19 protein-coding genes and 1 tRNA gene are annotated in these 26,249 nt (G+C 59.5%); 13 read left to right on the top strand and 7 right to left on the bottom strand.

The features are described 5' to 3' along the window. The first annotated feature begins 23 nt into the window (after window positions 1-23). On the top strand, window positions 24-785 hold the full coding sequence (locus tag IT444_09810) for a hypothetical protein (GenBank protein MCC7193060.1): 762 nt from the start codon (window positions 24-26) through the stop codon (window positions 783-785). Between the two features lie 61 nt (window positions 786-846). On the opposite strand, the gene IT444_09805 is transcribed toward IT444_09810, so the two are convergent. The 3 genes from IT444_09805 to IT444_09795 all read right to left on the bottom strand — a co-directional run bounded on the left by IT444_09805 (window position 847) and on the right by IT444_09795 (window position 3,952). After that, the gene (locus tag IT444_09805) at window positions 847-2,172 is read right to left on the bottom strand and encodes a copper oxidase (GenBank protein MCC7193059.1); all 1,326 of its coding nucleotides are present in this window, start codon (window positions 2,170-2,172) and stop codon (window positions 847-849) included. Then, window positions 2,165-3,664 (bottom strand): TolC family protein, encoded by a 1,500-nt coding sequence (locus IT444_09800; GenBank protein ID MCC7193058.1) that lies wholly within the window; start codon window positions 3,662-3,664, stop codon window positions 2,165-2,167. Before IT444_09800 ends, IT444_09805 begins: the two co-directional genes overlap by 8 nt. Before the next feature lie 215 nt (window positions 3,665-3,879). Beyond that, window positions 3,880-3,952 (bottom strand) — tRNA-Lys (locus IT444_09795). A gap of 194 nt (window positions 3,953-4,146) precedes the next feature. On the opposite strand from IT444_09795, the gene bamD reads away from it, so the two are divergent. The 3 genes from bamD to ftsH all read left to right on the top strand — a co-directional run bounded on the left by bamD (window position 4,147) and on the right by ftsH (window position 8,246). Further along, complete coding sequence (gene bamD, locus IT444_09790) at window positions 4,147-5,481, top strand: outer membrane protein assembly factor BamD (GenBank protein MCC7193057.1); 1,335 nt, start codon at window positions 4,147-4,149, stop codon at window positions 5,479-5,481. Further along, window positions 5,478-6,002: an LptE family protein gene (locus IT444_09785; GenBank protein MCC7193056.1), complete on the top strand. Its 525-nt coding sequence runs from the start codon at window positions 5,478-5,480 to the stop codon at window positions 6,000-6,002. Before bamD ends, IT444_09785 begins: the two co-directional genes overlap by 4 nt. 195 nt (window positions 6,003-6,197) lie before the next feature. Continuing rightward, window positions 6,198-8,246 (top strand): ATP-dependent zinc metalloprotease FtsH, encoded by a 2,049-nt coding sequence (gene ftsH, locus IT444_09780; GenBank protein ID MCC7193055.1) that lies wholly within the window; start codon window positions 6,198-6,200, stop codon window positions 8,244-8,246. 129 nt (window positions 8,247-8,375) lie between these two features. Here ftsH and IT444_09775 read toward each other — a convergent pair whose 3' ends face one another. Both IT444_09775 and IT444_09770 read right to left on the bottom strand, forming a co-directional pair. Continuing rightward, window positions 8,376-9,593 (bottom strand): aminotransferase class V-fold PLP-dependent enzyme, encoded by a 1,218-nt coding sequence (locus IT444_09775; protein MCC7193054.1) that lies wholly within the window; start codon window positions 9,591-9,593, stop codon window positions 8,376-8,378. A gap of 210 nt (window positions 9,594-9,803) precedes the next feature. After that, the gene (locus tag IT444_09770) at window positions 9,804-11,078 is read right to left on the bottom strand and encodes a hypothetical protein (GenBank protein MCC7193053.1); all 1,275 of its coding nucleotides are present in this window, start codon (window positions 11,076-11,078) and stop codon (window positions 9,804-9,806) included. Between the two features lie 111 nt (window positions 11,079-11,189). On the opposite strand from IT444_09770, the gene IT444_09765 reads away from it, so the two are divergent. Both IT444_09765 and IT444_09760 read left to right on the top strand, forming a co-directional pair. Then, window positions 11,190-12,203: a peptidyl-prolyl cis-trans isomerase gene (locus tag IT444_09765; GenBank protein MCC7193052.1), complete on the top strand. Its 1,014-nt coding sequence runs from the start codon at window positions 11,190-11,192 to the stop codon at window positions 12,201-12,203. 129 nt (window positions 12,204-12,332) lie between these two features. Then, the gene (locus IT444_09760) at window positions 12,333-13,550 is read left to right on the top strand and encodes an aminotransferase class I/II-fold pyridoxal phosphate-dependent enzyme (protein ID MCC7193051.1); all 1,218 of its coding nucleotides are present in this window, start codon (window positions 12,333-12,335) and stop codon (window positions 13,548-13,550) included. 109 nt (window positions 13,551-13,659) lie between these two features. On the opposite strand, the gene IT444_09755 is transcribed toward IT444_09760, so the two are convergent. Continuing rightward, window positions 13,660-16,629: a hypothetical protein gene (locus IT444_09755; GenBank protein MCC7193050.1), complete on the bottom strand. Its 2,970-nt coding sequence runs from the start codon at window positions 16,627-16,629 to the stop codon at window positions 13,660-13,662. A 173-nt stretch (window positions 16,630-16,802) separates the two neighbouring features. Here IT444_09755 and IT444_09750 point away from each other — a divergent pair, with 173 nt between their 5' ends. The 3 genes from IT444_09750 to IT444_09740 all read left to right on the top strand — a co-directional run bounded on the left by IT444_09750 (window position 16,803) and on the right by IT444_09740 (window position 19,101). Further along, on the top strand, window positions 16,803-17,366 hold the full coding sequence (locus IT444_09750) for a thioredoxin family protein (GenBank protein MCC7193049.1): 564 nt from the start codon (window positions 16,803-16,805) through the stop codon (window positions 17,364-17,366). Between the two features lie 74 nt (window positions 17,367-17,440). Then, complete coding sequence (locus IT444_09745; protein ID MCC7193048.1) at window positions 17,441-18,232, top strand: ABC transporter ATP-binding protein; 792 nt, start codon at window positions 17,441-17,443, stop codon at window positions 18,230-18,232. 116 nt (window positions 18,233-18,348) lie between these two features. After that, a complete protein-coding gene (locus IT444_09740; GenBank protein MCC7193047.1) occupies window positions 18,349-19,101 on the top strand; it encodes a hypothetical protein in 753 nt (250 codons plus the stop codon). A gap of 66 nt (window positions 19,102-19,167) precedes the next feature. Here the strand turns inward: IT444_09740 and IT444_09735 are convergent, their stop codons facing one another. Next, the gene (locus IT444_09735) at window positions 19,168-20,136 is read right to left on the bottom strand and encodes a phytanoyl-CoA dioxygenase family protein (GenBank protein ID MCC7193046.1); all 969 of its coding nucleotides are present in this window, start codon (window positions 20,134-20,136) and stop codon (window positions 19,168-19,170) included. Between the two features lie 218 nt (window positions 20,137-20,354). Here IT444_09735 and ispG point away from each other — a divergent pair, with 218 nt between their 5' ends. The 4 genes from ispG (at window position 20,355) to IT444_09715 (ending at window position 26,228) form a co-directional block, all read left to right on the top strand. Further along, complete coding sequence (gene ispG / locus IT444_09730; protein ID MCC7193045.1) at window positions 20,355-21,614, top strand: flavodoxin-dependent (E)-4-hydroxy-3-methylbut-2-enyl-diphosphate synthase; 1,260 nt, start codon at window positions 20,355-20,357, stop codon at window positions 21,612-21,614. 114 nt (window positions 21,615-21,728) lie between these two features. Continuing rightward, window positions 21,729-23,582 (top strand): iron ABC transporter permease, encoded by a 1,854-nt coding sequence (locus IT444_09725; protein MCC7193044.1) that lies wholly within the window; start codon window positions 21,729-21,731, stop codon window positions 23,580-23,582. A gap of 39 nt (window positions 23,583-23,621) precedes the next feature. Continuing rightward, window positions 23,622-25,148: a hypothetical protein gene (locus tag IT444_09720; GenBank protein MCC7193043.1), complete on the top strand. Its 1,527-nt coding sequence runs from the start codon at window positions 23,622-23,624 to the stop codon at window positions 25,146-25,148. Window positions 25,149-25,223: 75 nt separating this feature from the next. Continuing rightward, window positions 25,224-26,228, top strand: a complete 1,005-nt coding sequence (locus IT444_09715) for an aldo/keto reductase (GenBank protein MCC7193042.1) — start codon at window positions 25,224-25,226, stop codon at window positions 26,226-26,228. Window positions 26,229-26,249: the final 21 nt, after the last annotated feature.

Genomic DNA, 26,249 nt, shown 5'->3' with positions numbered 1-26,249 from the left:
GACGCCATTAGAGGATAACGCTCATGTACGCCACGAGTCGATTGATCGTCACCCGCTCCGCGGCTGTCATGCTCCCGGTTTTCCTGTCAGCCGCAATCCTCATCGCCGCCGGCTGTCAGAAGCCCAACTCGCTGCTCCGTCGCGACGGCATGGAGGCTCTGGATCTTGATAACGTGCAGGCTGCCGATCAGCATTTCACCACAGCCATCAAGCAGGACTCGACCGACTGGAAATCGCAGTATTACCTCGGCGTGGTGCGGCTCAAGCAGAACCGCCCACTTGAAGCTCAGCTCGCGGAAGAAAAAGCCCTCACGCTTCGCCCGTCTGACAAGCAGTTCACACCGCTGATCCTCGATGCACTGGCGGAGTCGCTCTTTCAACAGGACCAGCAGGCAGCGCTGGCCGCGATGCTTCAGAAAGCTGCCGACGACTACGGTACGGTGCCCGATTATCTCCGTCAGGCGAAATACCTCGGCAAGATCAACGACGTGGATGGTGCCAAACTCGCCTTCCGCAAAGCACTCAAGTTCGCACCTCGAAATGATCCGGCACCCTATATCGCGATGGGTGATTACTTCGCATCCGTCGGCGACACGCAGGGGGCGATCATCGCGCTGGGGAAAGCCTATTACCTCACGCCCCGCAATGAACGCATTGCGGAACGCTTCCGCCGACTTGGTTACACACCCGGCCCAACGCTGGCGATCAAACCGACCTCCGACGAACTGGAGCTTTCGCGTCGGCTGGATATCCCGCCGGTTAATCCTCCCTTACCCCGGTACTGATTATCCATCAACGTCCGCGCTGAGTTCGTCGAGTCCGCGCCGACACGCTGCGTGCAGGCGTTCAGGTCAACCGCGCGATTTCTTCTTTGGTAGCCGGTGATGCAACGCTGCCCTTCGGATGCTCGTACCAGCCGGGATCATCGAAGCTCGTCAACCCATCGCGCACTTTCAGGATGGTGAACATTCCACCCATGTCGATCACCCCGAACGGTCCCTTGCCGCCGAGCATCGGCACGCTGTTCTCCGGCATCGACATGTGCATATGGGACATCTCGCCCATACCCGTCGTTCCCATCGTCATATAGTCGGGCAGCAACTTATTCATCTTTTGACTCAGGCCGTGGGCATCCACTCCGATCATGTTGGGAACATCGTGTCCCATCTGGTTCATGAGGTGATGCGTCATGTGACAGTGAAACGCCCAGTCCCCCGGCGCATCAGCGGTGAACTCGATGGTGCGCGTGGTGCCCACGGGCGCGAGTACCGTGTCCGTAACGGTCTGTATCTCACGCCGCAATGGGCTGGCTCCCGTGGCCGCTATGCGAAACTCGTAGCCATGCAGGTGGATCGGATGATGATCCATCGGCCCCAGGTTTCCCAGCCGGATGCGCACCCGCTGACCGGTCCGTACCACCAGCGGCTCCGTGCCCGGATAGGCGCGGGCGTTCATCGTCAGCACATTGAAATCCGTCATCTCAGTCGGCACGGGGCGCGACGTGCCCGGTTCGATCCGCCATTCGCTGAGCATGATGGCAAAGTCTCGATCCACGATGTCGTCTTCCGCCGGCTCGCGCGGATGAATGATGAACATTCCCATCATTCCCAGTGCCATCTGTGTCATCTCATCGAAATGCGGGTGATACATGTGCGTGCCGTGCTGATTGAGAGTGAACTCATATTTGTATGTCTCACCCGGCGCAATCGCCCGCTGCGTAAGGCCGGCGACACCATCCATGCCGTTAATCAATCGGAGACCGTGCCAGTGAACACTGGTGGGTTCAGGCAGCTTGTTGGTGACGAAGATACGGACGCGGTCACCTTCGACAGCTTCGATGGTCGGGCCATGCACCCGGCCGTTGTAGCCCCAACAGCGGGCACGCAGACCGCTTACAAACTCATGATCGACTTCCTCCGCGATGAGGTGAAATACCTTGACCCCGTCCTCGAGCTTCCACGGCAGAGTCGCGCCGTTGGGTGTGATGACGGGTACGTAATTTCCGCTTGGTCGCGAAGACGCCGGCTCGTGGTGCGTCCGACCTGCAGCCGCGTCCAGCTCGCTTCCAGCATGGTCGTGGTCACCCGATGCGGCTTTCGCGCTTTGTATCATCGCGCTGAGGCTCGCCAGTGCTGCGGCGCTGCCTGCAATCATCTCACGCCGATTAATCATGGCCGGCTCCTCCGTGATGGTGATGACCGGAAGCGGGCTGCGTGACTGGCGCATTTGGCGGTTCCGGTGTAGCTGTCACTGAATCAGCGGGTACCGTGGTCGGAGCAGGTGTCGCCACGGTCGGCAGTTGGCTGCCGATCGCTCGCTCCAACTCCGAACGTGCGATCCAGTAATCCGTCATCGCCCGGACATATTCGCGTCCAGCTTCGATCTCAGCCTGCTTGATCTCGAGAAGCTGAAAAACTCCGATGAGCATGCCGTTGAACTGTTTCTGTGCTTCGTCTGTCAGTGAACGTCGCAGCGGAAGCACCACGTGATGCAGCCGCTCCGCGCGTCGTCGCGCAGCGGACATCCGGCTCAGCGCACGCCGCACGTCGCTGCGGACTTCCACCTCCATCGCGGAATAACGGGACTCACTCTGACGGCGAAGAGCCTCCACACGGGCGATCGCTGCCTGCCCCTGATCAAAAATTGGCAGCGGAACCGACACACTCGGCCCAGCGGTGGTGGTTCCATCGGCTTCACGCTCCATGTGTCCGCCGACTTCCACATCACCCAGCGGTAAGGTGCGGCGTGTCAGTTTCTCCGATCGGCTGAGCGACTCGACCTCCTGTCGCGCCGCTGCAAGATCGAGACGCTGCGCGATTGCGAGAGACTCCAGCTCCGCCTCCGATGACTCGCCTGCGGGCAGGTCCGGCAGCCGTGCCGCTATGGTCCAGTTTGGCTGGTCCGCGCGTCGGCCCATCAATCGCTCCAACTGTTCACGATTCTCCGCTTCGATGACCTGTGCCTCGGTCAAGTCCAGTTGGGTCTGCTCTGCCAGCGCTTGCTGTGCCTCCAGATCAAACTTTTTCAGATTGCCCGCAGCATGAATCCGACGCGCCGCTTCCGCTGCGGCTTCGGTCGCATCAACCACGGAGCGACGCAACTCCACCGTTTGCTTTGCACCCTGAAGCGCGTAATAGGCCGCCCGCGTCCGGGCAGCGTGATCGAGTACCGCATCCGTCACGCGCAGCCGAGTTGCCTCAAACTCAGACTCAGCCACCGCACGACGCAGCGGCAGAAAAATCAGATCAAGCACGCTCTGGGTTACGTCGATTTCCAACGGCAGCCTTGGCCGGCCGGGAAATCGCACTTCAGCCGACAACACGGGATTTCGCAGCAACCCGGCCTGCACCAGATCAGCCTGTGACACTCCAAGGTCTTCGTAGGTCGCCTGAAGCTGCGCGTTATTGAGTAACGCCAGGGCAACAGCATCATCAGCGGAAAGCTCGCGGGACAACAGTGCTGCGATTCGTTCCTGTGCCTGCCGGTCTGCCTCGCTGCCGTTATTCCAATGAACACGTTGACCGATGCGTTCCGTGACGACCTGCTGAACCTGCGGAAATCCTGCATCGCGGTTAGATCGCGCGCAGCCAACCGCTGCCAGCAAGGCCGTCGGCAGCACCATCAGCCGCATGCGGAGGAAGAAATAACTTCGCTGTGCAATCACGGATTCATTGTCATGATCGAGATTGGAAATGCCAAGTGGAATGAAAGTGTAGTACGGCAGCCAATCTGCGCACCAGTCAGATGATCGGGCGGATGACAGAAGTGGGGATACAGTGCTGGATGTAACTATCCACCCAAGCCAGACCGGACAATCGTTGCTGGTTGTCGGAATACTCAGCACGCTCAGAGATGGAGCGATGGGGCGGGGTTGGGAAATGCCTCGCGATGGACTCGAACCATCAACCCGCTGATTAAGAGTCAGCTGCTCTACCAATTGAGCTAGCGAGGCCTGACAACGCGAAGTGTCGCGCGACGAAACATGCTAATGCGTTGCTCACAAGTGTCAAGAACACGACGATGAACGCACAACCTGGCTGCGAATTGCCGCAGAACGGGTCGCCGCTGCGCTTTGCCGGTCGCGGCACGGGCATTTATCATCCGAGTTGTGTCGGCTGACTTCCCCGGAACTTCCGGAGCTCCGTAGTGATCGAATCCACCACGACCTACTTGCCTGCTCAATCCCCGGAAATCCCGCATCCCTCCCGCATTAAATCCGCGATCAGCGGTTGTGATCCGCTCGCAGGCGGTACGGGAGAGTTACGAAAGCAAGCATCTTTCTCCCGCAGTTGGAGGGCGCCACATTCCGATCTGTCCGCGTCTGGACTCGGTTTGCTGAAGGCAGGATGGAAAAACAAGCGGGGGATGCTGGCGGTGCTTGTGTTTGCGCTGCTCTGTGTTTTTGTGACGCCGAGTCTGGCTCAGGAGCGTTACCGACTGACGGATGATGAATGGAAAAAGTTGACGCAATACGACCCGGCGACACCTGAGGGACAGATTCAGGAGATCCGCCGGGCACTGGCTGAGGGCAAAGGAGAGAAAGCAGAGAACCTGTGCAGTAAGTGGATCAAGCGGTATCCCAACCATCCGTTGCTGGTCGAGGCGTGGTTACTCCGTGGTGATGCGAAGGTGATGCGCGGCAATGAGTACAAAGCCCTGCGTGAGTACGAGTACGTCATCCGCGAATTTCCCGGCTCGGAACAATTCACGACCGCACTGGAGCGCGAGTACGAAATCGCCAAGCTCTACACAGCAGGCAGAAGGCGGAAGTTTCTGAACATGCGGATCATTTCCGCGGATGAGGAAGCGCAGGAGATTTACATCCGTATCCAGGAGCGGACTCCGGGCAGTGCGCTGGGTGAGGACGCGAGCATGACGCTGGGTGATCATCTCTTCGCCCGTGCGGATATGCGGAACGCAGCGGAGGCATACGACGCTTTTATTCTGAACTACCCCCGCAGTCCGCGGCGGGAGCGGGCTTTGTTGCGGGTGATCCAGGCGAACCTGGCGCGATTCAAAGGGCCTGAGTTTGACTCGACCGGCCTGATCGAGGCCAACGAACGCATCAAGCAATATCAAAAGGAATACCCTGCGGCAGCGGAGCGCATCGGATCGGATGCTTTGCTGGTGCGCATCGACGAATCGTTGGCGCTGAAAACCTATTACAACGCCAACTGGTATCGCGGTCGAGGTGAAAAGGTCAGTGCCGCGACGATGTACCGTCGTGTCATCAAAGATCATCCGCAGACGGCGGCGGCGAAAATCGCAATGCAGCGACTCAGCGAGATGAACCAGTCGGTCATCGACCCGGAGCAAGGCGGAACCCTTGTCGCGCCGACGACACAGGCGACCGCTGCTAAGGTGCCTGCAACGCAGACCGATGCGACGCAGCCGGCCACGCAAGCGGCACCGGCCAATGCTGCTCCCGTGGGCGATGCGAAATCGCACGACGCTTCGACGCAGCCGGAGGACGCTCAATGAGACTAATGCGTCGTGACAGCATGAGTCGGTTGCTGGCAGCGTGTGTCGCAGCAGCATTGCTGTCGCTAGTGGGGTGCGGCTACACAGCCCGTAAAACATTCCCCGAAGACGTGCGGTCGATTCACGTGCCGATTTTCAAGAATCGCTCTTTTTATCAAGGAGCGGAGTTTGATCTGACGGAGGCCCTGACAAAAGAGATTGAGCGGAGGACGCCTTACAAAGTGGTGTCGTCCAGCGGAGCGGACACGGAACTGGTGGGTAATATCAATTCCATCGATCAGGTGCGGCTGAGTCGGGAGAAAGAGGGCGGCCTGCCCGAAGAGATGGAGATGAAGGTTAACGTGAACTTCATCTGGAAGAATAATCGCACGGGAAAGGTGATCCGAGAGCGCGTCGGGCTGGAGACGATCGGACGCTATATCCCCAGCCAAAAAGTGGGTGAGACCTATTTCACCGGCCAGCATCAGGCCATGGAAAACATGGCGGAGCAGATCGTGGCGTCCATGCGCGGTGATTGGTGAGTATTCGCGGCATCGTCGAGTGAGGCTGCGGATTTTTCCGTGGCCGGCGCGGAATGCTTCTGCCGGGACATCAATTGGCCGATAAGATAGTCATGGCGAAAAAGGGGGCTAAAATGCCCTGTTCGCGGTGAGGGGATGAGATCAGGGTTTCTCGAGTTTGCTGACCGATTGCCTCAACGATTCAAGAGGATGCCAATGTCCGAACCGAACAACGATGAATCGCGCCAGGATCGTCCAAACCGGCAGGGGCCGGGTGGAGGTAAAGGGCCTGGCCAGCGCGGATCGCAGCCGTTCATGTCGCGCAGCGCGATGTGGTGGTTGCTGCTTGGCGTGCTGGCGGTGGTGCTGCTGGTGCTGATGAACAACGCGACGAATCCGGCTCGCGCCGTCTCGCCGATTGAATTCCTCAACTACGCTCAGGCGGATAAGTTTTCTTCGGTCGTACTCGAAGACGATCAGATGATCGGCACGCTTAAGAGTGATTCCACGAGTCGCTCGCAACCCAAAGCCGTTGAGAAAGTCTCTGCCGCTATCAGCCCGACGACCAAAGCGGAATATGTCAAGAAGCTGATGGATCTGGGCGTCAAGTACACCGAGAAGTCCGGCGGATCGCTGTTGCTGCCCTTCATCATTTCGTGGGGGCCGATGGTGATCCTCGGCATCCTGGTTTACTTCCTTTTCTTCCGCTCGCTGCGCGGCTCCGGCGGCGGCCCGGGCGGAATGCTGGGTAACTTCGGACGCAGTCGGCATAAGGTGACCAATAAGGAACACTCAAACGTCACGCTGGCGGATGTGGCGGGTATCGAGGAAGCCAAGGAAGAAGTAAGCGAAGTCGTCGAGTTCCTTAAAAACCCGAAAAAGTTTCAGCGGCTCGGCGGTCGCGTTCCGCGCGGCATCCTGCTCATCGGCGATCCCGGCTGCGGTAAGACGCTGCTGGCCAAAGCCGTCGCGGGTGAGGCGGAGGTGCCGTTCTTCTCGATCTCCGGCAGCGATTTTGTCGAGATGTTCGTGGGTGTCGGTGCCTCTCGCGTGCGCGATCTGTTCAAGCAAGCGAAGGATTCATCCCCCTGCATCATCTTCCTTGATGAAATTGATGCCGTCGGACGCAAGCGCGGCTCCGGGTCGTTCTCCGGCGGGCATGACGAGCGCGAGCAGACGCTCAACGCCATCCTCGTTGAAATGGACGGCTTCGATACCAACGATCAGGTCATCGTCATGGCGGCAACCAACCGTTCCGACGTCCTTGACCCCGCGTTGACTCGGCCCGGTCGCTTTGACCGTCAGATACACGTACCGCTGCCAGACATCCGGGGACGCATGGACATCCTCAAGGTCCACTCCCGCCGCATCAAAATGGGCCCCGATGTCAATCTCGAAAAACTCGCGCGTGGAACGCCCATGTTCTCCGGTGCCGATCTGGCCGCCATCATCAACGAGGCCGCCATCTCCGCGACGCTTCTCAATAAGGATTTCGTCGAACAGGAGGACCTCGAAGAAGCCCGTGACAAGGTCAAGTGGGGCCGCTCCCGCAAGAGCCACAAGATCGACGAGATCGAAAAGAAGGTCATTGCCTACCACGAGGCAGGCCACGCCCTGGTCATGTACCACGATCCCGACAGCGAGCCTCTGCACAAGGTCACCATCATCCCCCGTGGTCAGGCGCTGGGCGTCACCTTCATGCTCCCTGAAAAGGACAAGCACATCTGGACCAAGCGCCAGCTCATGTCCCAGCTTCGCGTCACTTTCGGCGGACGCATCGCTGAGGAAATGTTCTGTGGCGATATCAGCTCCGGTGCGGCGATGGACATCCGACAGGCTTCCCATATCGCCCGCGCCATGATTACTCAATATGGCATGAGCGAGAAGCTCGGATTCCTCCTCTACGGCATGGACGAGTCCCGCAACCCCTGGGAGCAGCCCGAAAAGCTCTACTCCGATGAAACCGCCAAGGCCATCGACGAAGAAGTCAAAAACCTCATCGACCGTGCCTACCACGAGACCCGCCAACTGCTCGAAACCAATCGTGCCCAGCTCGAACGTCTCGCCGAAGCTCTGCTCCGTTACGAGACGCTCAATCGTGACGACGTTGATCGCCTCATGAAAGGTGAACAACTCGCCAAGCCAACCGTCGGCGACCTGCTCAAGGCTGAACAGAATAAGTCTCGGCCGTCAGGTAAACCTACGTCGTCGCAAAACTCCACACTTGACGGCGACAACCCGTCCGTGATGCCCACTCCGGCTTGAAACGCCGCAGTTCGCGGCATGGGGATCACTCGCGAGTCGGGACGTCGTCATCATCCCCGGCGCGATGTTTCCGTGGCGTGCTTTCGTCTCTTATGAACCCGTATTCCTCACGGCAACGGGTTACACCTGTCAGACCGTCGCAGCACGTTCGAGGCAGATCTGGCTCAGCGCGTCACAGGCGTACTTGACGTCCTGAGACGAAAGGAATGGGCCGAAGCTGAACCGCGTCATTCCTCCCAGCTCATGCGTATTGAAGGTGCGATGCGCCAACGGGGCACAATGGATGCCTGAGCGTGTGATGATGCCGTAGCGGGATTCGAGCAGATCGGAAAGCGTCTGCGGCTGGTCGAAGCCCATCCCTGCAGCCAGTCGGACGGAGAAAACCCCGCAGCGATTGCGGATGCCCTGCGGCCCGAAGTAGGTCAGCCCCGGAGTACCCGCTGCATCGGAGAGACCTTCGATCATCGCGCGGCAAAGTTCCTGTTCGTGTCTCCAGAGATTTTCGACACCTCGATCGAGAATCCACTTGACCCCCTCTGAGAGGCCGATGATCCCCAGCGTGTTGTGGCTGCCTGGCTCAAATCGATCAGGCAGAAACTCCGGCTGCGTGTCGCGGTCGCTCACCGAGCCGGTGCCGCCTTCCCGGATGGTGGTCATGAGCTTTTCCATGCCCGGCTTGATGTACAAAAATCCGGTTCCCAGCGGTCCAAGCAGCCCTTTATGGCCGGGTGCGGCGAGCAGGTCGATGTTGTCCGCGACGACATCAATCGGTACGTGTCCCAATGTCTGCGCAGCATCGACGAGGAACGGTATCCCGTGCTCTCTGGCGATTCGGCCGATTTCGCGGATCGGCTGCAACGTCCCTGACACGTTGGAGCCATGCATCATCGCGATGAGTCTTGTCTGCGGTCGAATGGCCCGGCGGACATCATCGGGGTCCACGAGTCCCGTCTGTGGATCGCACCGCACGCGAGTCTGCTCAAAACGATCATGGCGGCAAAGCTCGTTATACGGTCGAAGCACGGAATTGTGGTCAAGAGCCGATGCGATCAGGTGGGCCGGTGACGGAGCCGCCCAGGCAATCCCGCGGATTCCCAGGTTGAGCGCGTCTGTCGTGTTGAGCGTGAAAATAATCTGCTCAGATTTTGATTCATCCGCGCCGATCAATCGGCAAATGCGTTGGCGGCATTGCTTGACCAGTCTTGCCGACTCGCGTGCTTCCTTGTACGCGCCGCGAGCGGGGGCTCCTGATTCAGTGGCGTAGCGTGTAATGGCCTCCAATACCCCAGGCGGTTTGGGGTAGCTGGTGGCGGCATTGTCCATGTATAAGCGGGTGACTTCGGACAAGGCAAACTCCCATCTGTCGCTGAACTAGCACCTCATGGCGCAGGGGAGTATTCTAGGACACGCCGACGCGGAGAACCAATTAAGAGCCTGGGGTGGAAACGTCCCGGCCCTTAATCTGAACGCACCGAATGCGCAGGATGCTCCTGCTTGCCTTGCGGGTGTATTACGGGTGACGCGGCTTAATCAACGCGGAGGCGTGGTCGATCAGTTTTAGTTATCTTCAAAAATACGGGTCGCATTTTGACGGCGGAGCGCGGTTTCCACTCGTTCGATGGACTGATGCAGTTCCTCTGGACGGCGGGAGTTGGGCGTTCGCCTTTCGATGTCACGCAGCACTTCAAGCGATTCACGGTAACGCTTCTGATTTTCTAGCTTCCTCGCTTCAGCAAGCCGGGTGTTCAGATCGGCCGGTGCATCATCGGGCGATGTGATCTCCTCGGCTCGTGAGGCTGGTTTCTCTGTCTCTGTTGTCTCTGTGCTGGTATCAAAGAGTGAGGTCGGCTCGTGCGGCGCAGCCTGATCCGGCGTTGGCGCGGGTGCTGGAGATGGCGGGGGGCTTTCGGGCAGGGCGGGCAGAGCCTGCGGCTGCATCGCGGGTGGGAAATAGGACCCGGCAGGTTGCGGCTGGCGGTCGTGTTCTCCGCTCCAGATCATCATCAGGCCGATCTGTGCCGCCAGCAACGCGACGACCACCACCAGCAGCACGATGATCCAGATGTTTCGTTTCCGCAGCGCATCGCTGTTGGTCGGTTGGTCAGGTTCGTCGGTAGGCTCAAAGTTCAATGCTTCGGGTGATGAAGCGGGTGCGGTCGGCGGGGGCTGCACGGGCGGCTTTGCGGCTACGCGCTGCTTTGCCTCGCGTGTCCGCGGTTTGACCTCGCTGACCACTTCATCCAGCAGGTCAGCCCCGCGTGTCATCGGGTTGAACTCCTCCCGTATTGAGCGGATTGCCAGTCCTTGTTGAACTGCCGAGACATGAGGCAGCGTGGGGTCGGATGTGCCGCCGAATCCCGCCAATGCCGCGATTTCTTTTTCCAATGCCCGCTGGGCTACTTTGGCGTCTCCTGCGGTGGGGTACATCAAGCCCAGTTCGTTGCGTTCCTGCGGCTCATGGAATTGCTCAAAGCATTCTCGGCACGACATGCCGTCAGGCTGGACTCTCGCGCCGCATCGGTAGCAATATCCCAGCAGGTGCGCCACTCCCGGTACGTTCCGCGCCACCGACCAGAACTGTCGTGTCGTCGGACCTCGCATCACTGTCGTGGACTTGATCTTGCCGGCAGCGACCTGCTTAACTATCACGTCATAACTGCAACCCGGCCGGAAGGGATGCGCCTTGTCCCGGATGAACCACGGCCCCATGGAGATCTGCGTTGCGTGGCGACTCAGCGGCTCAAAAAGTCCGCGGCATTCCTCGCAGCGATCAGAATCTGCTTGTTGCGTATGACCGCAGTAGGGACACAAAATCAACTTGCTTTCGGACATCGTCTTTCTCACTTAAGCCTGGTCAGGCGGGTGTTGGAATTCGTTGCCTTTGGTGCCTGTTGGTTAATGATCCGCTTTGACACCACACCACAGGCGATTTAACTTTGCGGGATGGCGCGCTACACGTTAATCATCGGTATTCTCGCGTTTCTCCTTGCCGGATGCCAAAACACCGGCTCTGGTCCCGGCGATTCGGCTGTCTCCGACGGGGGATTCAGCGACACACCCGCCGGCACGCAGCCTGCCGTCGAAGGATCGGCTGCCCCTGTCAAAATCACAGGGAAACCAGCCGCCTATGTGAACGGCCAGGACGTGACGTGGAACGAGATGCAGCAGGCGCTGGCTGAGGCGGCCGGCGGTCAGGTGCTCATCGAGGAAATCGTTGATCGCGGCATCAACAGCCGGCTTCACGATCGCCACCTCACGGTTGATGATGCGATGATCGAGACGGAGCGGCGTTATCTGACCGGCGACCTGAGTGACAATGCCGACGATGCCCAGCGGCTGATTAACGAGCTGCGCGAACGTCGCGGCCTGGGTGAGAGTCGCTGGTCTCATCTTCTGCGCCGCAATGCCGGCCTGCGGCTGCTCGTCCAGACCGAAGGCACCGGACAGGTAACGGAAGCGGCATTGAAAGATGCTTTTGAGTTCCGGTATGGCCCGCGCTATCAGGCGAGGCTGATCGTGACTACGACGATGCCTCAAGCCGCCGAGGCCATTCGCCGCGCCAAGGCGGGCGAATCGTTTTCCGATCTGGCGGTGGAGCTATCGACAGACTCCAGCCGTGCTCAGGGCGGGCTGCTTTCACCCATCAGTCCCGCTGATCCGACCTATCCAGCCGGGGTCCGCTCCACGATCGCGCAGCTTGCGGTCGGCCAGATCAGCGACCCGATCGCCCTTGATCGAGGGTTTGGCGTCCTGAAGATGGAACGTAAAATCGAGGGTTCCAACGTCAAGTTTGACGATGTGAGAGGTGAGCTGACTGCCCGTGTGCAGCGTGACATCGAACGCATAGCCATGCAGCAGTTGGCCCGGACGATCATTGCCGAGTCGCAGGTCGTCGTTCTTGATCCGGCGCTTCAGAGAAGCTTCGCCCAGCAGACCCGGCGGGCGATGCAGGAATAGGATTACTTTGGCAGCCGGAAGGGGGAGGCAGCACCGGGAGAAATCGCCGGTAGTCGATCGTGTCAGTTGCCACAGAGTTCAGGCTTTCTAATCCGGTCGTCTGCTTACACGCGATCGGCGAAATTAACCATGAAGATTCAAACCGCAACGCGTATCGAGCGTCTTCCCCCGTATGTGCTTAACAAGCTCAAGACGTTGATCTACGAGCGCCGTAAAGCTGGTGCCGACGTGATCGACATGAACATGGGTAATCCGACCGACCCGCCTCCCGATGCGGTAGTCGAAAAGCTCCGTGAAGCCTGCACCGATCCTCGCAACGGCCGGTACTCGGCATCTAACGGCATCTTCAATCTTCGCCGTGAAATGGCCTTGAAGTATCGGCGCAAGTGGGGAGTCGAACTCGACCCCAATACGGAAGTCATCGCCACCATCGGTTCCAAAGAGGGCTTCAGCCACATGATTCTGGCCCTCATGGGGCCTGGTGATACGGCGATCGTCGGTAATCCCGCGTTTCAGATCCACACTTACGCGATTATTCTCGCCGGCGGCAACGTCATCTCCGTTCCGCTCGGCAATGACCAGGCCTTCCTCGACCGCATCGAAAAAGTCCTCGAATCCTCAACCCCCAAGCCCAAGCTGGTCATCCTTAACTATCCGCATAATCCGACGGCCATGACCGTCGAGCTTTCCTTCTTTGACCGCGTTGTCCGCATGGCGGAAAAACACCAGGTCATGATTATTCATGACTTCGCCTATGGGGAAACCTGCTTCGATTCCTACAAGGCTCCCAGCTTTCTTCAGGTGGATGGGGCGAAGGAATACGGCGTCGAATTCTCCACGCTCAGCAAACCCTACAACATGGCTGGCTGGCGCATCGGGTTCTGCTGCGGACATCCCGAAATGGTCAAAGCACTGGCGACCATCAAGGGGTACTACGACTACGGCATCTTCCAGTCCGTGCAGATTGCGGCGATCATCGCGATGCGCAGCGGCGATCAGCACATCGAAGATCAGGCCAAGGTTTACGAAGCCCGACGCGACGTACTGGTCAAAGGTCTGCGGAAACTGGGCTGGGAAGTCGAAAGCCCGCGAGCGTCCATGTTCGTCTGGGCACGCGCTAAGCCGGCACACGTCGCGGCATTCGGCGGGAACGTCGTGGACTTCTGCATGGCTATGGTGGATCAGGCAGAGGTGGCGATGACTCCCGGCTCAGCCTTTGGCGAGCTGGGTGAAGGCTGCATCCGTCTTGCGCTGGTCGAAAATGAACACCGCATCCGCCAGGCTCTCAAACAGCTCACCAAAGTGTTATCGCCTTCCCACTCAGCTACCGGAAAAGATCCAGCGTAACGCGATCGCTGATCTCTCAAGCAATGAAGGCGTGAGGATAAATCCGCATTGATGGGCGGAGTCCAACGGCGCGGCCATGTACGAGACGGCTGGTGAGGGGGAAGCTCGATCAGGCTGGTTCGGTCGTCACGTCAGGCTCGCTGGCCTCGCGCGAAACGTCGGGCAGCTTCGGCCAGGCATCGCCGGTTTCCAGTTGATCCAGCAGAGGGTTGGCGCCGTCAAAGACTTTTGACGACTTGAGCAGCCACCACCGGAAAATCAAAGTCAAGATCAGTGCTGCGGTGACCGAGCCGCCAAAAATGCTGGCCGCCAGGATGTTGCGATTGTCCACTACGGGCTTGGGGTCCAGAGCCGCGGCTTCGACTGACTTGGCGGAAGCGGGGCGATCAGCCTTGCGATCTTCGGACATCTGGAATCCCAGATACGCCCGGCTCAACGCTTCGAGTTGGTAGTACACGTCGTTGTTCTTGGCTTCCGGTTGCGACTGGCGCAGCTCGATGGTCAGGCGTCCCGGCGAGGCCGAGGAGAGCCGAAGTGTCTTGTCGAGTCGCTGCCGCAGTTCGGGAACCTTGCCATCCACCCATGAGCCGCGCTGGTTGAGCTGGCTGATCGTCTCGGTCAGGACGCTTTCGTTCAGCAGGATTTCGCGTTGAGACTTGAGCCAGGTATCGCCGGTATCAGCAGGAGGAGCAGCCACTTCGACGGTGGCGGTGGCTCGCCAGACCGGATCGACAGCCCGCTGGCCGATGGAGTAACTGAGTATCGCCAGAAAAACGATGGCGATCACCGTGCCGGCGACCAGCCCCGTCGCGCGGTGCGTGGACCAGCGGCGGACCATCTCTGCTTCGCTCGAAGCGAGAAACCGTTTGACATCCAGAAGCATTTGACGCTGCTGGAGCAGGCTGGCGTATTGCTGCTGAGTGGACTCGGTGCGAGTCTGCGCATGATCGATAGCGCGGGAACGCTCACGGAGAATTTTCTTATAGCGATGCAGCTTGGCGCGGCGTAAGGCCACCGTGGCATCGGCTTTCTTGAGCAGTTCGGCCTTGGCCTGCGCCTTGGCGTTGCGCTCTTCCAGCGAGGCTTCCAGACGGCGGAGCGCTTCGCGTTCGGAGACGAGTTGATCCTTGCTTTTTTGCAGCGTCTCGCGGTACGCGGTGAGCTTTTCCTCAAGCTCGGCCTCACGCTGTGCTAACTGCGTCTGCTGCTGGGCGATCTGGGCCTCGCGTGCGGCAAGCTGACGTTCACGAGCCAGCAGCCCTGCGGAAAGGGCTTCGATTTTCGCCTTTTCGGATTGGGTGATCTCACCGTCGGCGGAGGCTTGCGACAGCGAGGCGGCTGTACGCTCGGCTTCCCACTCCTGCCGTGCAGCGGTCAGATCGGCTCGCTGCTTCTGGACTTCAGCCAGTCCTGCATCAACCTCCGCACGCTCAGTGGCGATCCGTTGACGGGTGGCGTGGAGCTGTCGGACCTCCGCTTCGAGCTTGGCACGCTCGGCGGAAAGGGCGGCATGATGGGCTTTTTCCTGTTCAGCCTGAGCCTGTTCACGCTCGGCCTGCCATGCCTGCTTCGCCGCCTCCAGCGCGGTTTCCTGCTCACGTAATGCCGCAGCCTGATGGGCGAACTCCGACTCCTGTCGCATCAGCTTGGCCTGCTGCTGCGCGATCTGCTGACGTGTCGCTTCGAGTTGTTCCGCCTCCTGCGACAGCCGGCGCGACTCGGACTCCATCTTCGCCTGCTCATCCGCGAGGGCCTGCGCCTGTGATGCGAGCTTCGCCTGAGCAGCTTCGAGGGCCTGCGTATCGGCATGTGTCTGCTCGGCTACCGTTTTTTCCAGCTCGCTTGCCGAGGCCTCGCGAGCGGTGAGCAATTCGTGTTGCTGCGCTTCAATCTGGGCAGCACGGGCTTCGACCTCCGCGCGGCGCCGTTCGAGGGCTGCGCGATCCGCAGCCAATTCCTCCCGCTGCTGTTCGAACTGCCGGGCTTCCGCTTCCAGGGCGGCTTGCTTGGCGGTCAGACTTTCCCGTCCCGCATCGAAAGCGGTCCACTCTGCTTTGATTGCCTGCTGCTTGGCGTTTAGCGCAGCCTGTTGAGTGGTGATGCTGTTTTTGATCCGTTCGACATCTTTCTCACGTTCCGCCAATCGGGCACGGGAAGCCTCAAGCTCCTCACGCTGCCTGTCGAGCTGTTGCTGCGCTTCGCTTCGGGACGCGGTTTCCTGATCCAGCGCTGCACGTGCTTCATCAAGCCGGGCCTGTTGTGCAGCCAGATCATGTTGGGCTGTAGATAAGGCTTCACGCTGGCTGGTGAAAGCCTGTTTCTCCGCTTCAAATTCGATCCACTGTGTTTCCAGCTCAGCCTTGGATGCTTCCTCCTGTGCTGCGCGGTCCTCCAGTTCAGCACGGAGAACTTCGAGTGCCTGCACCTGTTCGGAGAGCGTTCGCTTGCCGGCTTCGACTTCCGCCAGTTGACTTGCCAGACGCTGAACATCCGCAGTTACCTGCTCGCGCTGTGCGGTCAGATCGCTGCGTTCAGCTTCGAGTGATTCGTTGGCTTGATCGTATTGCGCCTGGAGCCGGGCGACTTCCTCACGCTGCGCGGAAACCGCAGACTCCTGGGCGGCGATGGCTTGCCTTGCGGCTTCGACCTGCGCACGCTGGCGTTCAATCTCGACGCCTGCTGCTTCGATCTCCTGCTTGCGGAGAGTTTCAACGGCTGCTGCGTCTTCCTCGATCTTCCGCGCCTGCTGCTGCAATTCCTCGCGACGTCGATCCAGCTCCGCGCTGCGCTGGCTCAGCGTTGCCGTCTCGGTTTTGAGGGACTGCTGCAAGCCAGTCAATTCCTCTCGCGAGGCGGCCGTCTGCTGGCGGTCTGATTCGAGCTTGCGTTGTGCGTCTGCAAGAGATTCCAGCGCAGCTTCGAGGCGCTGCTCACGTTCCTTGAGCTCTGCCTCGTGCTTTTCGCTGTCCTGCTGCCAGTTTTTAAGGGCCCCCAGACGGGACTCCAGATCGCTGAGCAGACTCATCACCTGCTGCGAATCAGGAGCCTTCGCCGCACTGGCCGCGTCTTTGACCGTCATCGACCGCCTCCGAAGCCAAATATCCTGTCGGTAATGGATATATCGGACTGAGAGGCCTCCGACCTAAGCGATTAAGTCGTAAAATGTTGCCTCGCGGCTCTGGTTTTCCGGTTTTAATGCCTGCAATATCGAGTTGCGATTCAACAGCAGCGCAACAGGCGCGGGAGATGCACATGGCTCAAAAGCTCAAACCCGGCGAAAAGGCCCCTGACTTTACCCTGCCCGACATAGCCGGCGGCAAAATATCGCTGGCAGACCGGCTGCCCGGTGCCGCCGCGACCGTGGTGCTTTTCATCTGTAACCACTGCCCCTACGTACAGGCGTATATTCCACGGCTTATCGCACTGGAAAAAGAACTGGGTTCAGCAGGCGGAGCCGCCCGGCCTGCGGCGCAGCTCCTGGCGATCTGCTCCAACGATGCGACGACCTACCCGCAGGACAGCTTCGACAACATGAAAAAATACGCCGCCTCATGGGGTTTGATCTTTCCCTACCTGAGGGATGAAGATCAGGCCGTCGCGCGGGCGTATGGCGCGGAGCGGACGCCGGAAGTTTTCGTGCTCGACGACAAGGGAATCTGCCGCTATGAAGGGGGGATTGACGACAACTATCAGGACATTTCACGGGTCACGCGCCGCCCGTTGCGTGATGCGATCGTGGCATTGTCCCGGGGGCAGTCCGTCGCTGAACCCAAAACGTATGCGATCGGCTGCTCGATTAAATGGAAGTCCGCCTGACCAAACACGCAACGTGTGACCGCTGATGTCGGCGAAGCCTGCGGCACGGGTCGCGTGAATCTGAGAAGGCAACCATGACTGCTGTGCAAAACATGACCGCGACCACAACAAGCCTCATCCTCGCTGCTGAAAACGTCCATTTCGCGTATGACTCGAACGCGCCGGTGCTGTCGGGGTTTACTGCCAGTCTGAAGCCGGGCCGAATCACCGTGCTGCTTGGGCCGAACGCCGCCGGCAAGACGACGCTGCTCCGTCTGTTACTGGGGCAGCTCCAGCCATTACAGGGCTGCGTCAGACTTATGGATAAGCCGATCACGGATTGGCAGGCTGCGGCACGGGCGAGAGTCCTCAGCTATGTACCGCAGCGGTCGAGCGTGAGCTTCGCCTTTACGGTCGAGCAGGTGGTGTCGCTGGGGCGGTTCGCCTTATCCCGTGATCCTGTCGCGATTGATGACGCCATCGCTCAATGTGATCTGGGTTCCCTCAGGCGTCGCGTTTTTTCCGAGCTTTCGATGGGGCAGCAACAGCGCGTGTTGCTGGCGCGAGCGTTGGCGCAATCGCGCGGGCACGGAAAGATCATGCTCCTCGATGAACCCGTCAGTGCTATGGATCTGCGTCACATTCACGAAACCATGAGCACGCTCGCTGCGCTGGCATCACGGGGCATGGCTGTGCTCGTCGTGCTGCATGACCTGAATCTCGCCGCGCGCTACGCGGACGATGTCTGGCTGCTCGATGCGGGAAGGCTGGTTCGGCAGGGGACCTGTCATGAGGTGCTGCAACCGGAAGTGCTCGAACCGATCTACGGCGTTCGCCTGCGCCGTCTGGCTGATGAAAATCGGCCGATTTTGATCGCTGAAGTATGAGTCGGCACGATACACTGATGTAGTCGCTGGCTGATATTCTTCATGCGGACAGATGCGGGGGGGGGCAACGCGGAAGACTTTGATGTGAGCCGGCAGGTCGTGCTGAGGAGACTTGAGTGAAACCATTTCAAATCATCTTCTCGTTATTCATCATCTTTTTCTTCATCGGCGCGCCGTTGTTGAAATGGATTCGTGAGCAGATTGAGGCGGAGAAGCGTCGTCGTGAGCGGATGGAACGCATGGGCGGTGATGCGGCCGATGAGACGAGCGTTCAGACATCCAAGGAAGAAATGGCCAAGCGTCGGATGGAGGAGTTGTTGGCATTGATAGGCTCGCGGCCGTCTGCGCCGCCTCCGCAGCAGCCGGTCTCGGAGCAGCCGACGAATTTATCCATCGCGGAGCGAGGAGCACGCGATCGCGCACGCGCGATTTACGAGCAGCGAGCCGCGGAACTCAGACGGCAGCGAGCGATGGCGCAAGCCCCTCAACAGGTGCCGCAGCAGGCTCAGATCGACATGCAGGAGCGTGCGCGATTAGAAGCCGCCCGCCGTCGCGCTCGTGAGGCTGCACTACGTCAGCAGAAAGCCAACGAAGCCGCCCGCCGCGCCAAGGCCGCCGCCGCGAGGCCCGCACCGCGTCATGAGCCGACTTCGCTTACCCCGCTCGAAGAAATCCCCACCGCACCGATGGCAAAGCTCGCGCCGGCACCCCGGCCGCGTACGGCGCCATCGCAGCGAGCTACACCTTCTCCGACTGCCGCCGCCGCGGCGCGACTCCCGGCGATCAAAGGCCGCAACCTTCGTGACATTTTCATCCTGCGGGAAATCATCGACCCACCGGTCGGCATGCGACAGCCGGACGAATGGTGATGTGCGTTCCATTCGGTACAGATGGAGTCGCTGGCGAGTAACCGGGTCAATTACGCGGCCGACCGCTCATGACTTTTTGGTCATGGATTTGAACCGATGATCCGACGCAGGGTCGGTCATGTCCTTGTTCGCTTTGCAGGTGCGCAGGCCGACGCTGTTAGGCGTGGCCTCGTAGCCCTTCCAGGCATAGGGGTCGATGCCGGCAACGGGGACCACGTTTCGTCGATCCGCCGCTGCGGGGGTCTCGCCTTCCCTCACCTGCCACGGCAGACGTGAGTAGGCGTTCATGTAATGGCTCACCAGCACACGGCGGTAGATGTTGCTGCGGTTCTTGAATGAGCGGTGCAGTAAATAGCCGTTGAAGAAGACGACGGTCCCAGCCTTGACCTCGACGGGAACCTGCTGCTTTTCATCAAAACCATAGCTTTCGCCGGCGAAGTCGAACTCATCGGGATTGTTGTGCGGTCGCTGGTCGTACAGGAGTCCGCTGCGATGTGAGCCGGGGACGACATAGAGGCAGCCGTTCTGAATCGTCGCATCGTCAATGGCGATCCACGCGCCGATCAATGAGCGGTCGCGCGTCGGGATGTAAATCTCATCCTGATGCCATGCCTGTCCTTGAAAATTTGGCGGCTTGACAAAGAGCATGGACTGCATGCACTTGACGCTGCCGTCCCAGTAGGGCAGGTGGGCTGCGGTGATCTGGCTGAGCACACCGCAAATCCGCGCGTGTTTGACATACTTGAGCATCACCTCGCTGATGTAATGCGGCTGGTGGATACAGAGGATGCTCTGTAGCACCTCCGCGTCGGTGAGATTGGCAGGCAGGGGCTTGAGATTTTCGCAGGGGTACCCGCCACGGGCGATCTTAATGGTGTCAGCCTTGAGTTCCTCGATCTCATCGGCTGCGACGAGATTCGGGACGACGAGGTAGCCGTTGTCAACGAAAAATCGAACCTGCTGGTCCGTAGCGGTCTTCGGCACGTCGATACGCTTCGCAGTGGTCACTTCTGGTGAGGTGGTCGCGGTGGTCATGTTTCACTTTCTGAAATAACGGAAGTCGGCACGGATCAGTATAAAACATCCGCGTAACGGGCAATTATACCAACGATACAAAAATATATCGTCGTGGTGTCGTGTGCAGTTCGACGACGGGCAGGATTTTAGTGTCCGCAAAGCAGGTTTTTCGCCGAACCCGGTTATACTTAAGTGTTTGGCGAAAACCAAATCGCCTCCTCTTTTGAAACAGAATCATGATCCAGCGACGTAAAACCCGGCAGGTCACTCTCGGCGATAAACAACACGGCTTTGTAAAAATCGGCGGCGATGCGCCGGTGGCGGTGCAGTCCATGACTGCCGGCTACACGCACGAGATCGACCGCTGTGTGGCGGAGATTCACAAGCTCGCAGCTGCAGGCGCGGATATCGTCCGTGTCGCGGTGCCTGAGCGAAAAGACACCGAAGCGCTCAAGTCCATCCTTCCGCAGGTGAATGTGCCGATCGTCGCCGACGTGCATTTCCACTTCCAGCGGGCCTTGGAAGCGATCGAAGCGGGCGTCCACAAGATTCGGCTCAACCCCGGAAACATTCAGGACCGCGAACAGGTGCTCACCGTCATCGACGCCTGCAAGGAGCGAAAGCTGCCCATTCGTATCGGCGTCAATGAAGGGTCAATCGTCGAGCGGAAAGACAAGCAGAAGCGGATGAAGGAGCTGGGCGGAGTCTTCTCGAATAATCCTCACGGCCACTTGCTGGCGATCATGATTACCAAGCTTGAGGAATACCTCGACATCTTCCACGAGCGCGATTTTCACGACATCGTCATCAGTGCCAAGTCGATCGATCCGCAGATCGTCATTTCCGCCTACACAGAAATCAGCAAGCGGTTCGACTATCCGTTGCATCTGGGGGTGACGCATGCCGGCCCCAGAGAGACGGGCACGATCCGCAGCGTGGTGCCGCTGGGACATCTGCTCGCGTCGGGGATCGGCGACACCATCCGCATCAGTTACGCCAACGATCCGAAATTCGAAGTCGAGGACGGGTTGGAGTTGCTCTACATCCTCGGACTGCGGCAGCGCGTCGGCGCGGAACTGATCGCCTGCCCCAGTTGCGGCAGGATTCAGGTGGACCTGTTCAAACTCGTGCAGGACGTGCGCAAAAAACTGGCTGCAGAAATCGAAATTCCCATCAAGGTCGCTGTCATGGGTTGTGTGGTCAACGGCCCGGGCGAAGCGGAAGGTGCAGACGTGGCGATCTTTGCCGGCGACCGCAAGGGCATCATCTACGTGCAGGGTCAAAAGATGCAGACCGTGCCTGAAAGTGAGATTCTCGAAACCCTCCTTAACGAGTGCCGTAAGTTCCAGGACAAAGTCCGTCGCGGCGAAGCGAAACTGGGCGAAAAAATAGTAGAGATTCTGCCCCCCGATCCGATCGGCGAACTGGGCAGCGGGTTTGACAAGATCGCTTCGGGAAATGTGGAACGGGTGACGCCTCTGACGATCTCAAAATAGCGGTCGATTCCCCTTCGCGTGACCCGGTAAGTCGATCTGAGCCAGCAACGGTTTGTGCAGATCACGTCATCCCCGTGGCGTCGGCGAATTCTTCACGGTAAAGTTTCGTCTGACATGGGCCTCAAGCTCCAGCGACGGCTTCTCTTTCTCCTCATTCTGGCCGTCCTGTCCATTTTCCTGATCTGGCCGATCCTGCTGACCGTCAGCGGTGCGTTCGCGCCGGCGGAAGGGGGAACTTTCTCCGAGCGCGTCGCCTCATCATTGCGTTATTTCATTGGCCCCGATCTGGGTGTTCTGCGTGATGTCGCCTATCTCCAGGGACTCAAAAACAGTCTGCTCATCGCAGCCTGTACGACATTCGTCTGCCTTGCGATGACGCTGCCGCTGGCTCTGATTTCGGTGAAGTATGAGTTCCCCGCCAAGGGACTTTTCAGCGGGCTGATTCTCGTGCCGCTGATTCTTCCGCCGTTCGTTGGAGCGATCGGCATGCGTGCGATCTTTGGCCGTATGGGTGCGATCAATGCCGCAATGATGTATCTGGGGCTGCTGCCCGCCGATCAGCCGGGTATCGATTTTCTCGGCGGAGGGCTTGGCGGTCGCTTCTGGGGTGTGTGCATCACCGAAGCCCTGCATCTCTATCCGATCCTCTATCTCAATCTCGTCGCGGCTCTGGCGAACTTGGACCCAGCCCTGGACGAGGCCGCCGACGGTTTGGGAGCCGGGCGTTGGCGGCGGCTCTGGCGCATTACGCTGCCGCTCATCACGCCGGGCATCTTCGCGGGCGGGACGATCGTCTTTATCTGGTCGTTCACCGAGCTGGGCACACCCATGATGTTTGATTTCAACATGGTCACCCCCGTGCAAATTTACGCGGGGGTGCAGGAGGTGGCGAGTAACCCCCGGCCTTACGCGCTGGTCGTCGTGATGCTCGCGACGGCTTTGATCCTCTACGTGCTGGGCAAGGTGGTCTTCGGCGGACGCGCTTACGAAATGCAGGCTAAGGCCTCAATCGCCAGCGGAACGACGCGCCTGCGCGGGCTTAAGGGGATCGCGGCTGCGGCCCCGTTTGCCCTGCTCATCGGCATCGCAATCCTGCCTCACCTGGGGGTGGTGCTCTCGTCCTTCAGCACCGATGGCTCGTGGTACCGCACCATCCTGCCGAGTCACTGGACGACGCAGAACTACATCAACGCACTTTCGCATCCGCTGACGCTGAACTCGATCCGCAACAGCCTCTGGTACGCATCGGGCGCGATGGTCATTTGCGTGATAATGGGTGTAGCGATTTCCTATCTGGTCGCACGGGTGAAAATCCGCGGGGGGTGGCTCATCGACAGCCTGTCGATGCTGCCTCTGGCGGTGCCCGGTCTGGTGATGGCCTTTGGCTATGTGGCGATGTCGCTGTCATGGCCGTTCTACGGCAGGATGCCGGCGTGGATCGCCTGGAGTCTCGACTGGATCATGCCTCACGCCTGGGTGCAGCCCCTCGCCGAGTCCAACACCGCGCCGTTGAGCGGCTGGTTCGATGTGCTCGGCCAGTCGCCCAATCCGGTCCCGTTGCTCATCATCGCCTACGCCATTCGACGGTTGCCCTATGTGGTGCGTTCAGCGTCGGCGGGACTGGAACAGACTTCGGGGCAACTGGAAGAAGCTGCGCTGAATCTCGGAGCTTCAACCACCTATGCGATCCGCCGCGTGGTGCTGCCGTTGATTGCCGCCAACCTTATCGCCGGGGCCATTCTCGCGTTCAGCTTTTCGATGCTGGAAGTGAGCGACTCGCTCATTCTCGCGCAGCGGGAAGAACACTACCCGATCACCAAGGCGATCTTTGATTTCTTCGGGCGGCTGGGTGACGGCCCGTACATCGCCAGCGCGATGGGTGTCTGGGCGATGGTGCTCTTGACGGTGACGCTGGTGGGTGCTGGGATCATGATGGGTAAAAAACTGGGCGCGATCTTTCGAGTGTGACAGATGTGACGGCACGGCGAGACGATATACTGTCGCCCCATGCCACACGACGCTGAACTGGTTGTTTTCACCAACAAGACACTGGGTACTCTCGACGGCGCAATCTGGGGACAGTTCATGGAACTGGCCGGCCGATGCGTCAACGGCGGTATCCATGATCCTAAAAGCTCCACCGCACGTCCCGACGGCACACGCGGGGATGTTTTCGAGATCATCCGCGACCTGCGACCCAGCTACATCCGCTATCCCGGCGGTTGCGCTGCCGCTTACTGGGACTGGCAGGAACTGGTCGGCCCGCGTGAAAAGAGACCGCGCGCCAAGTTCTTCCGTGTGCCCGGTGTTCCGCAGTCGTCCGCCTTTGGCATCCCCGAAGCCTACGAGTACGTGCGCCAGATGGACTCGGAGCTTTATCTGACCATCAACGCCCACACGCAGACGCCCGAAGACGCCGCCAATCTTGTCGAATACCTCAACTCATCCGAGCCGACCAAGTGGGCGGACCTGCGCCGCAGTCACGGTCGTGAGGAGCCTTTCGGCATCAAACTTTTCGGACTGGGGAATGAGATTTACGGCGACTGGCAGCCCGGCGCGAAAACCGCTGAGGAATATGTCGCCTGGTGTAAGGAAGCGATCAACCAGATGAAGCGGGTTGATCCGACGATCAAAATCATCTGTGTCGGCCTGGGCAGGCCGGGGCCGGACTGGGACCGAAAGGTTCTCAAGGGCCTGATCGACCGCATCGACTACATCAGCGTCCACAACTATTTCGGACGGCCTAATTTCAAGGACTGCATGACGGCCGGCCTGATCTTTGAGGAAATGATCCGCTGGGCCAACCTCGCGATCGACGAAGCACTCGACACACTGCTGACCCGCAAGGATCGCCCCGGCCTCTGCTGCGATGAATGGAACGTCTGGTATCGCTCGCAGCATCTCCGCGAGGCGGATGTCGAGGAGATTTTCGATTACGCCGATGCGCTGACCGTCGCCACGCTCTTCCATGCCGTGCTGCGAAACACGCGCACCGTGAAGATGTCCAACATTTCGATGCTCGTTAATACGATGGGGGTGCTGTTTACCCGCAACGATCAGCTCATCAAGCAGACGATCTACTACCCGCACAAACTTTTCCGGGACAAGTTCACGGGCCGGGCGGTCGAGTCGGTTTTCGATGGCCCGACATTCGACGCCAAGCACGAGCGATACTTCTGCGGAATCGTGGACGTGGAAAAGGCCAAGGATGAAAACCTGCCCACGCTGCTGAAGTTCAAGGATGTGCCCGCGATTGATGCGCTGGTCACCATCGACGAGCCGCATCATCGGATGTGCGTGTCGGTGGTGCAGAAGTTGGAGGATCGACCGCTGAACGTGAAACTTGATTTCCACGGCAAGGTCAAGCCGCGAAGCAACCGCGTGAAGGTCCACCGTCTGACCGGCAAGTCGCTCAATGCCAGCAACACCGCGGAACATCCCAACGAGGTCGGTCTGGAGATGCAGGAGCAGAACGTGGGTGATACCTTCACGTTTCCCCCGGCCAGTCTGACGCTGCTGGAGTTTGAGATCTGAGATTTTGCGCCTCGCCGACCTCTGAGCGGGGCATTCGGCCAGTGACATCGCCACGCAACCCTGAAAGGTGCAGAGATGAAATACCGCGCACTCGGAAAGACCGGCGTGAAAGTTTCGGAAGTGGGGCTGGGTACCTGGCAGCTTGGCGGCGGTGGTTGGGGAGACGGCACCTTCGCGGAAGATGAGGCTCTGGCGATCCTGCGCCGCTCCGTCGATCTGGGGATCAACTTCTTCGACACCGCTGATGTTTACGGCGACGGCAAGAGCGAACAGACCATCGGCCGATTCCTCAAGGAAACCAAAGGCAAGGTTCACGTCGCCACCAAGCTCGGCCGCAGAATCTGGGTCGAAAGCGGATGGCCTAAATCCTTCTCCGTCGATCTGGCGCGCCGCTACACGCAGGACTCACTGAAAAAGCTCGGCGTCGAAACCATCTTCCTCCAGCAATGGCATTGCATCCCGACCGAGATGCTCAAAAGCGGTGAAGCCTTCGCTGCGCTTGAGCAACTCAAAAAGGAAGGTCTGATCCAGAACTGGGGTTGCAGCATCGAGTCGGTCGAGGAAGCGATGATCTGCATGAATAATCCCGGCTGCGCGACGCTTCAAGTGATCTTCAATCTTTTCCGTCAAAAGCTGGTGGATGAGCTTCTGCCGCGGGCGAAGGCAGCCAACGTCGGCATCCTCGCGCGCGTGCCGCTGGCCAGCGGACTGCTTTCGGGTAAGTTCAAGTCCGGCCACCGCTTCAACGACAAGGACCACCGCCACTTCAACGCGGACGGCCAGAAATTCAACGTCGGCGAAACTTTCGCCGGAGTGCCCTTTGAACAGGGCGTCGCTTTCGCACGAAAAATGGAGGAAATCCTCAAACCCGACGCTTCCTCCTCGATGGCGCAGAAAGCTCTCCGCTGGGTACTTGACCACGACGCGATTTCCACGGTGATTCCCGGAGCGACGAAGCTGTCACAGGCCGAATCGAACGCCGCTGCCTCCGACCTGGCTCCGCTGGGTGCCGCAACGCATCAGTCGCTGCGCGACCTCTACAAGCGTGAGATCGCCCAGACGATCCGCGGGAAGTATTGATCCGACACGAGCTGCGAAAAC

This window comes from Phycisphaeraceae bacterium (assembly GCA_020851465.1).
GTDB lineage: Bacteria > Planctomycetota > Phycisphaerae > Phycisphaerales > Phycisphaeraceae > JADZCR01.
Note: the sequence above shows the minus strand (reverse complement) of the source record. Positions and strands in the feature narration are given on the sequence as shown.

What these genes read in the sequence shown, in the direction of transcription:
- IT444_09770 (MCC7193053.1), bottom strand. Translation starts at nt 11,078, where the DNA reads ATGTCCGAAAGCAAGTTGATTTTGTGTCCCTACTGCGGTCATACGCAA.
- IT444_09720 (MCC7193043.1), top strand. Translation starts at nt 23,622, where the DNA reads ATGCCACACGACGCTGAACTGGTTGTTTTCACCAACAAGACACTGGGT.
- IT444_09785 (MCC7193056.1), top strand. Translation starts at nt 5,478, where the DNA reads ATGAGACTAATGCGTCGTGACAGCATGAGTCGGTTGCTGGCAGCGTGT.
- IT444_09735 (MCC7193046.1), bottom strand. Translation starts at nt 20,136, where the DNA reads ATGACCACCGCGACCACCTCACCAGAAGTGACCACTGCGAAGCGTATC.
- ispG (MCC7193045.1), top strand. Translation starts at nt 20,355, where the DNA reads ATGATCCAGCGACGTAAAACCCGGCAGGTCACTCTCGGCGATAAACAA.
- ftsH (MCC7193055.1), top strand. Translation starts at nt 6,198, where the DNA reads ATGTCCGAACCGAACAACGATGAATCGCGCCAGGATCGTCCAAACCGG.
- IT444_09805 (MCC7193059.1), bottom strand. Translation starts at nt 2,172, where the DNA reads ATGATTAATCGGCGTGAGATGATTGCAGGCAGCGCCGCAGCACTGGCG.
- IT444_09810 (MCC7193060.1), top strand. Translation starts at nt 24, where the DNA reads ATGTACGCCACGAGTCGATTGATCGTCACCCGCTCCGCGGCTGTCATG.
- IT444_09760 (MCC7193051.1), top strand. Translation starts at nt 12,333, where the DNA reads ATGAAGATTCAAACCGCAACGCGTATCGAGCGTCTTCCCCCGTATGTG.
- IT444_09750 (MCC7193049.1), top strand. Translation starts at nt 16,803, where the DNA reads ATGGCTCAAAAGCTCAAACCCGGCGAAAAGGCCCCTGACTTTACCCTG.
- IT444_09715 (MCC7193042.1), top strand. Translation starts at nt 25,224, where the DNA reads ATGAAATACCGCGCACTCGGAAAGACCGGCGTGAAAGTTTCGGAAGTG.
- IT444_09725 (MCC7193044.1), top strand. Translation starts at nt 21,729, where the DNA reads ATGGGCCTCAAGCTCCAGCGACGGCTTCTCTTTCTCCTCATTCTGGCC.
- IT444_09745 (MCC7193048.1), top strand. Translation starts at nt 17,441, where the DNA reads ATGACTGCTGTGCAAAACATGACCGCGACCACAACAAGCCTCATCCTC.
- IT444_09755 (MCC7193050.1), bottom strand. Translation starts at nt 16,629, where the DNA reads ATGACGGTCAAAGACGCGGCCAGTGCGGCGAAGGCTCCTGATTCGCAG.
- IT444_09765 (MCC7193052.1), top strand. Translation starts at nt 11,190, where the DNA reads ATGGCGCGCTACACGTTAATCATCGGTATTCTCGCGTTTCTCCTTGCC.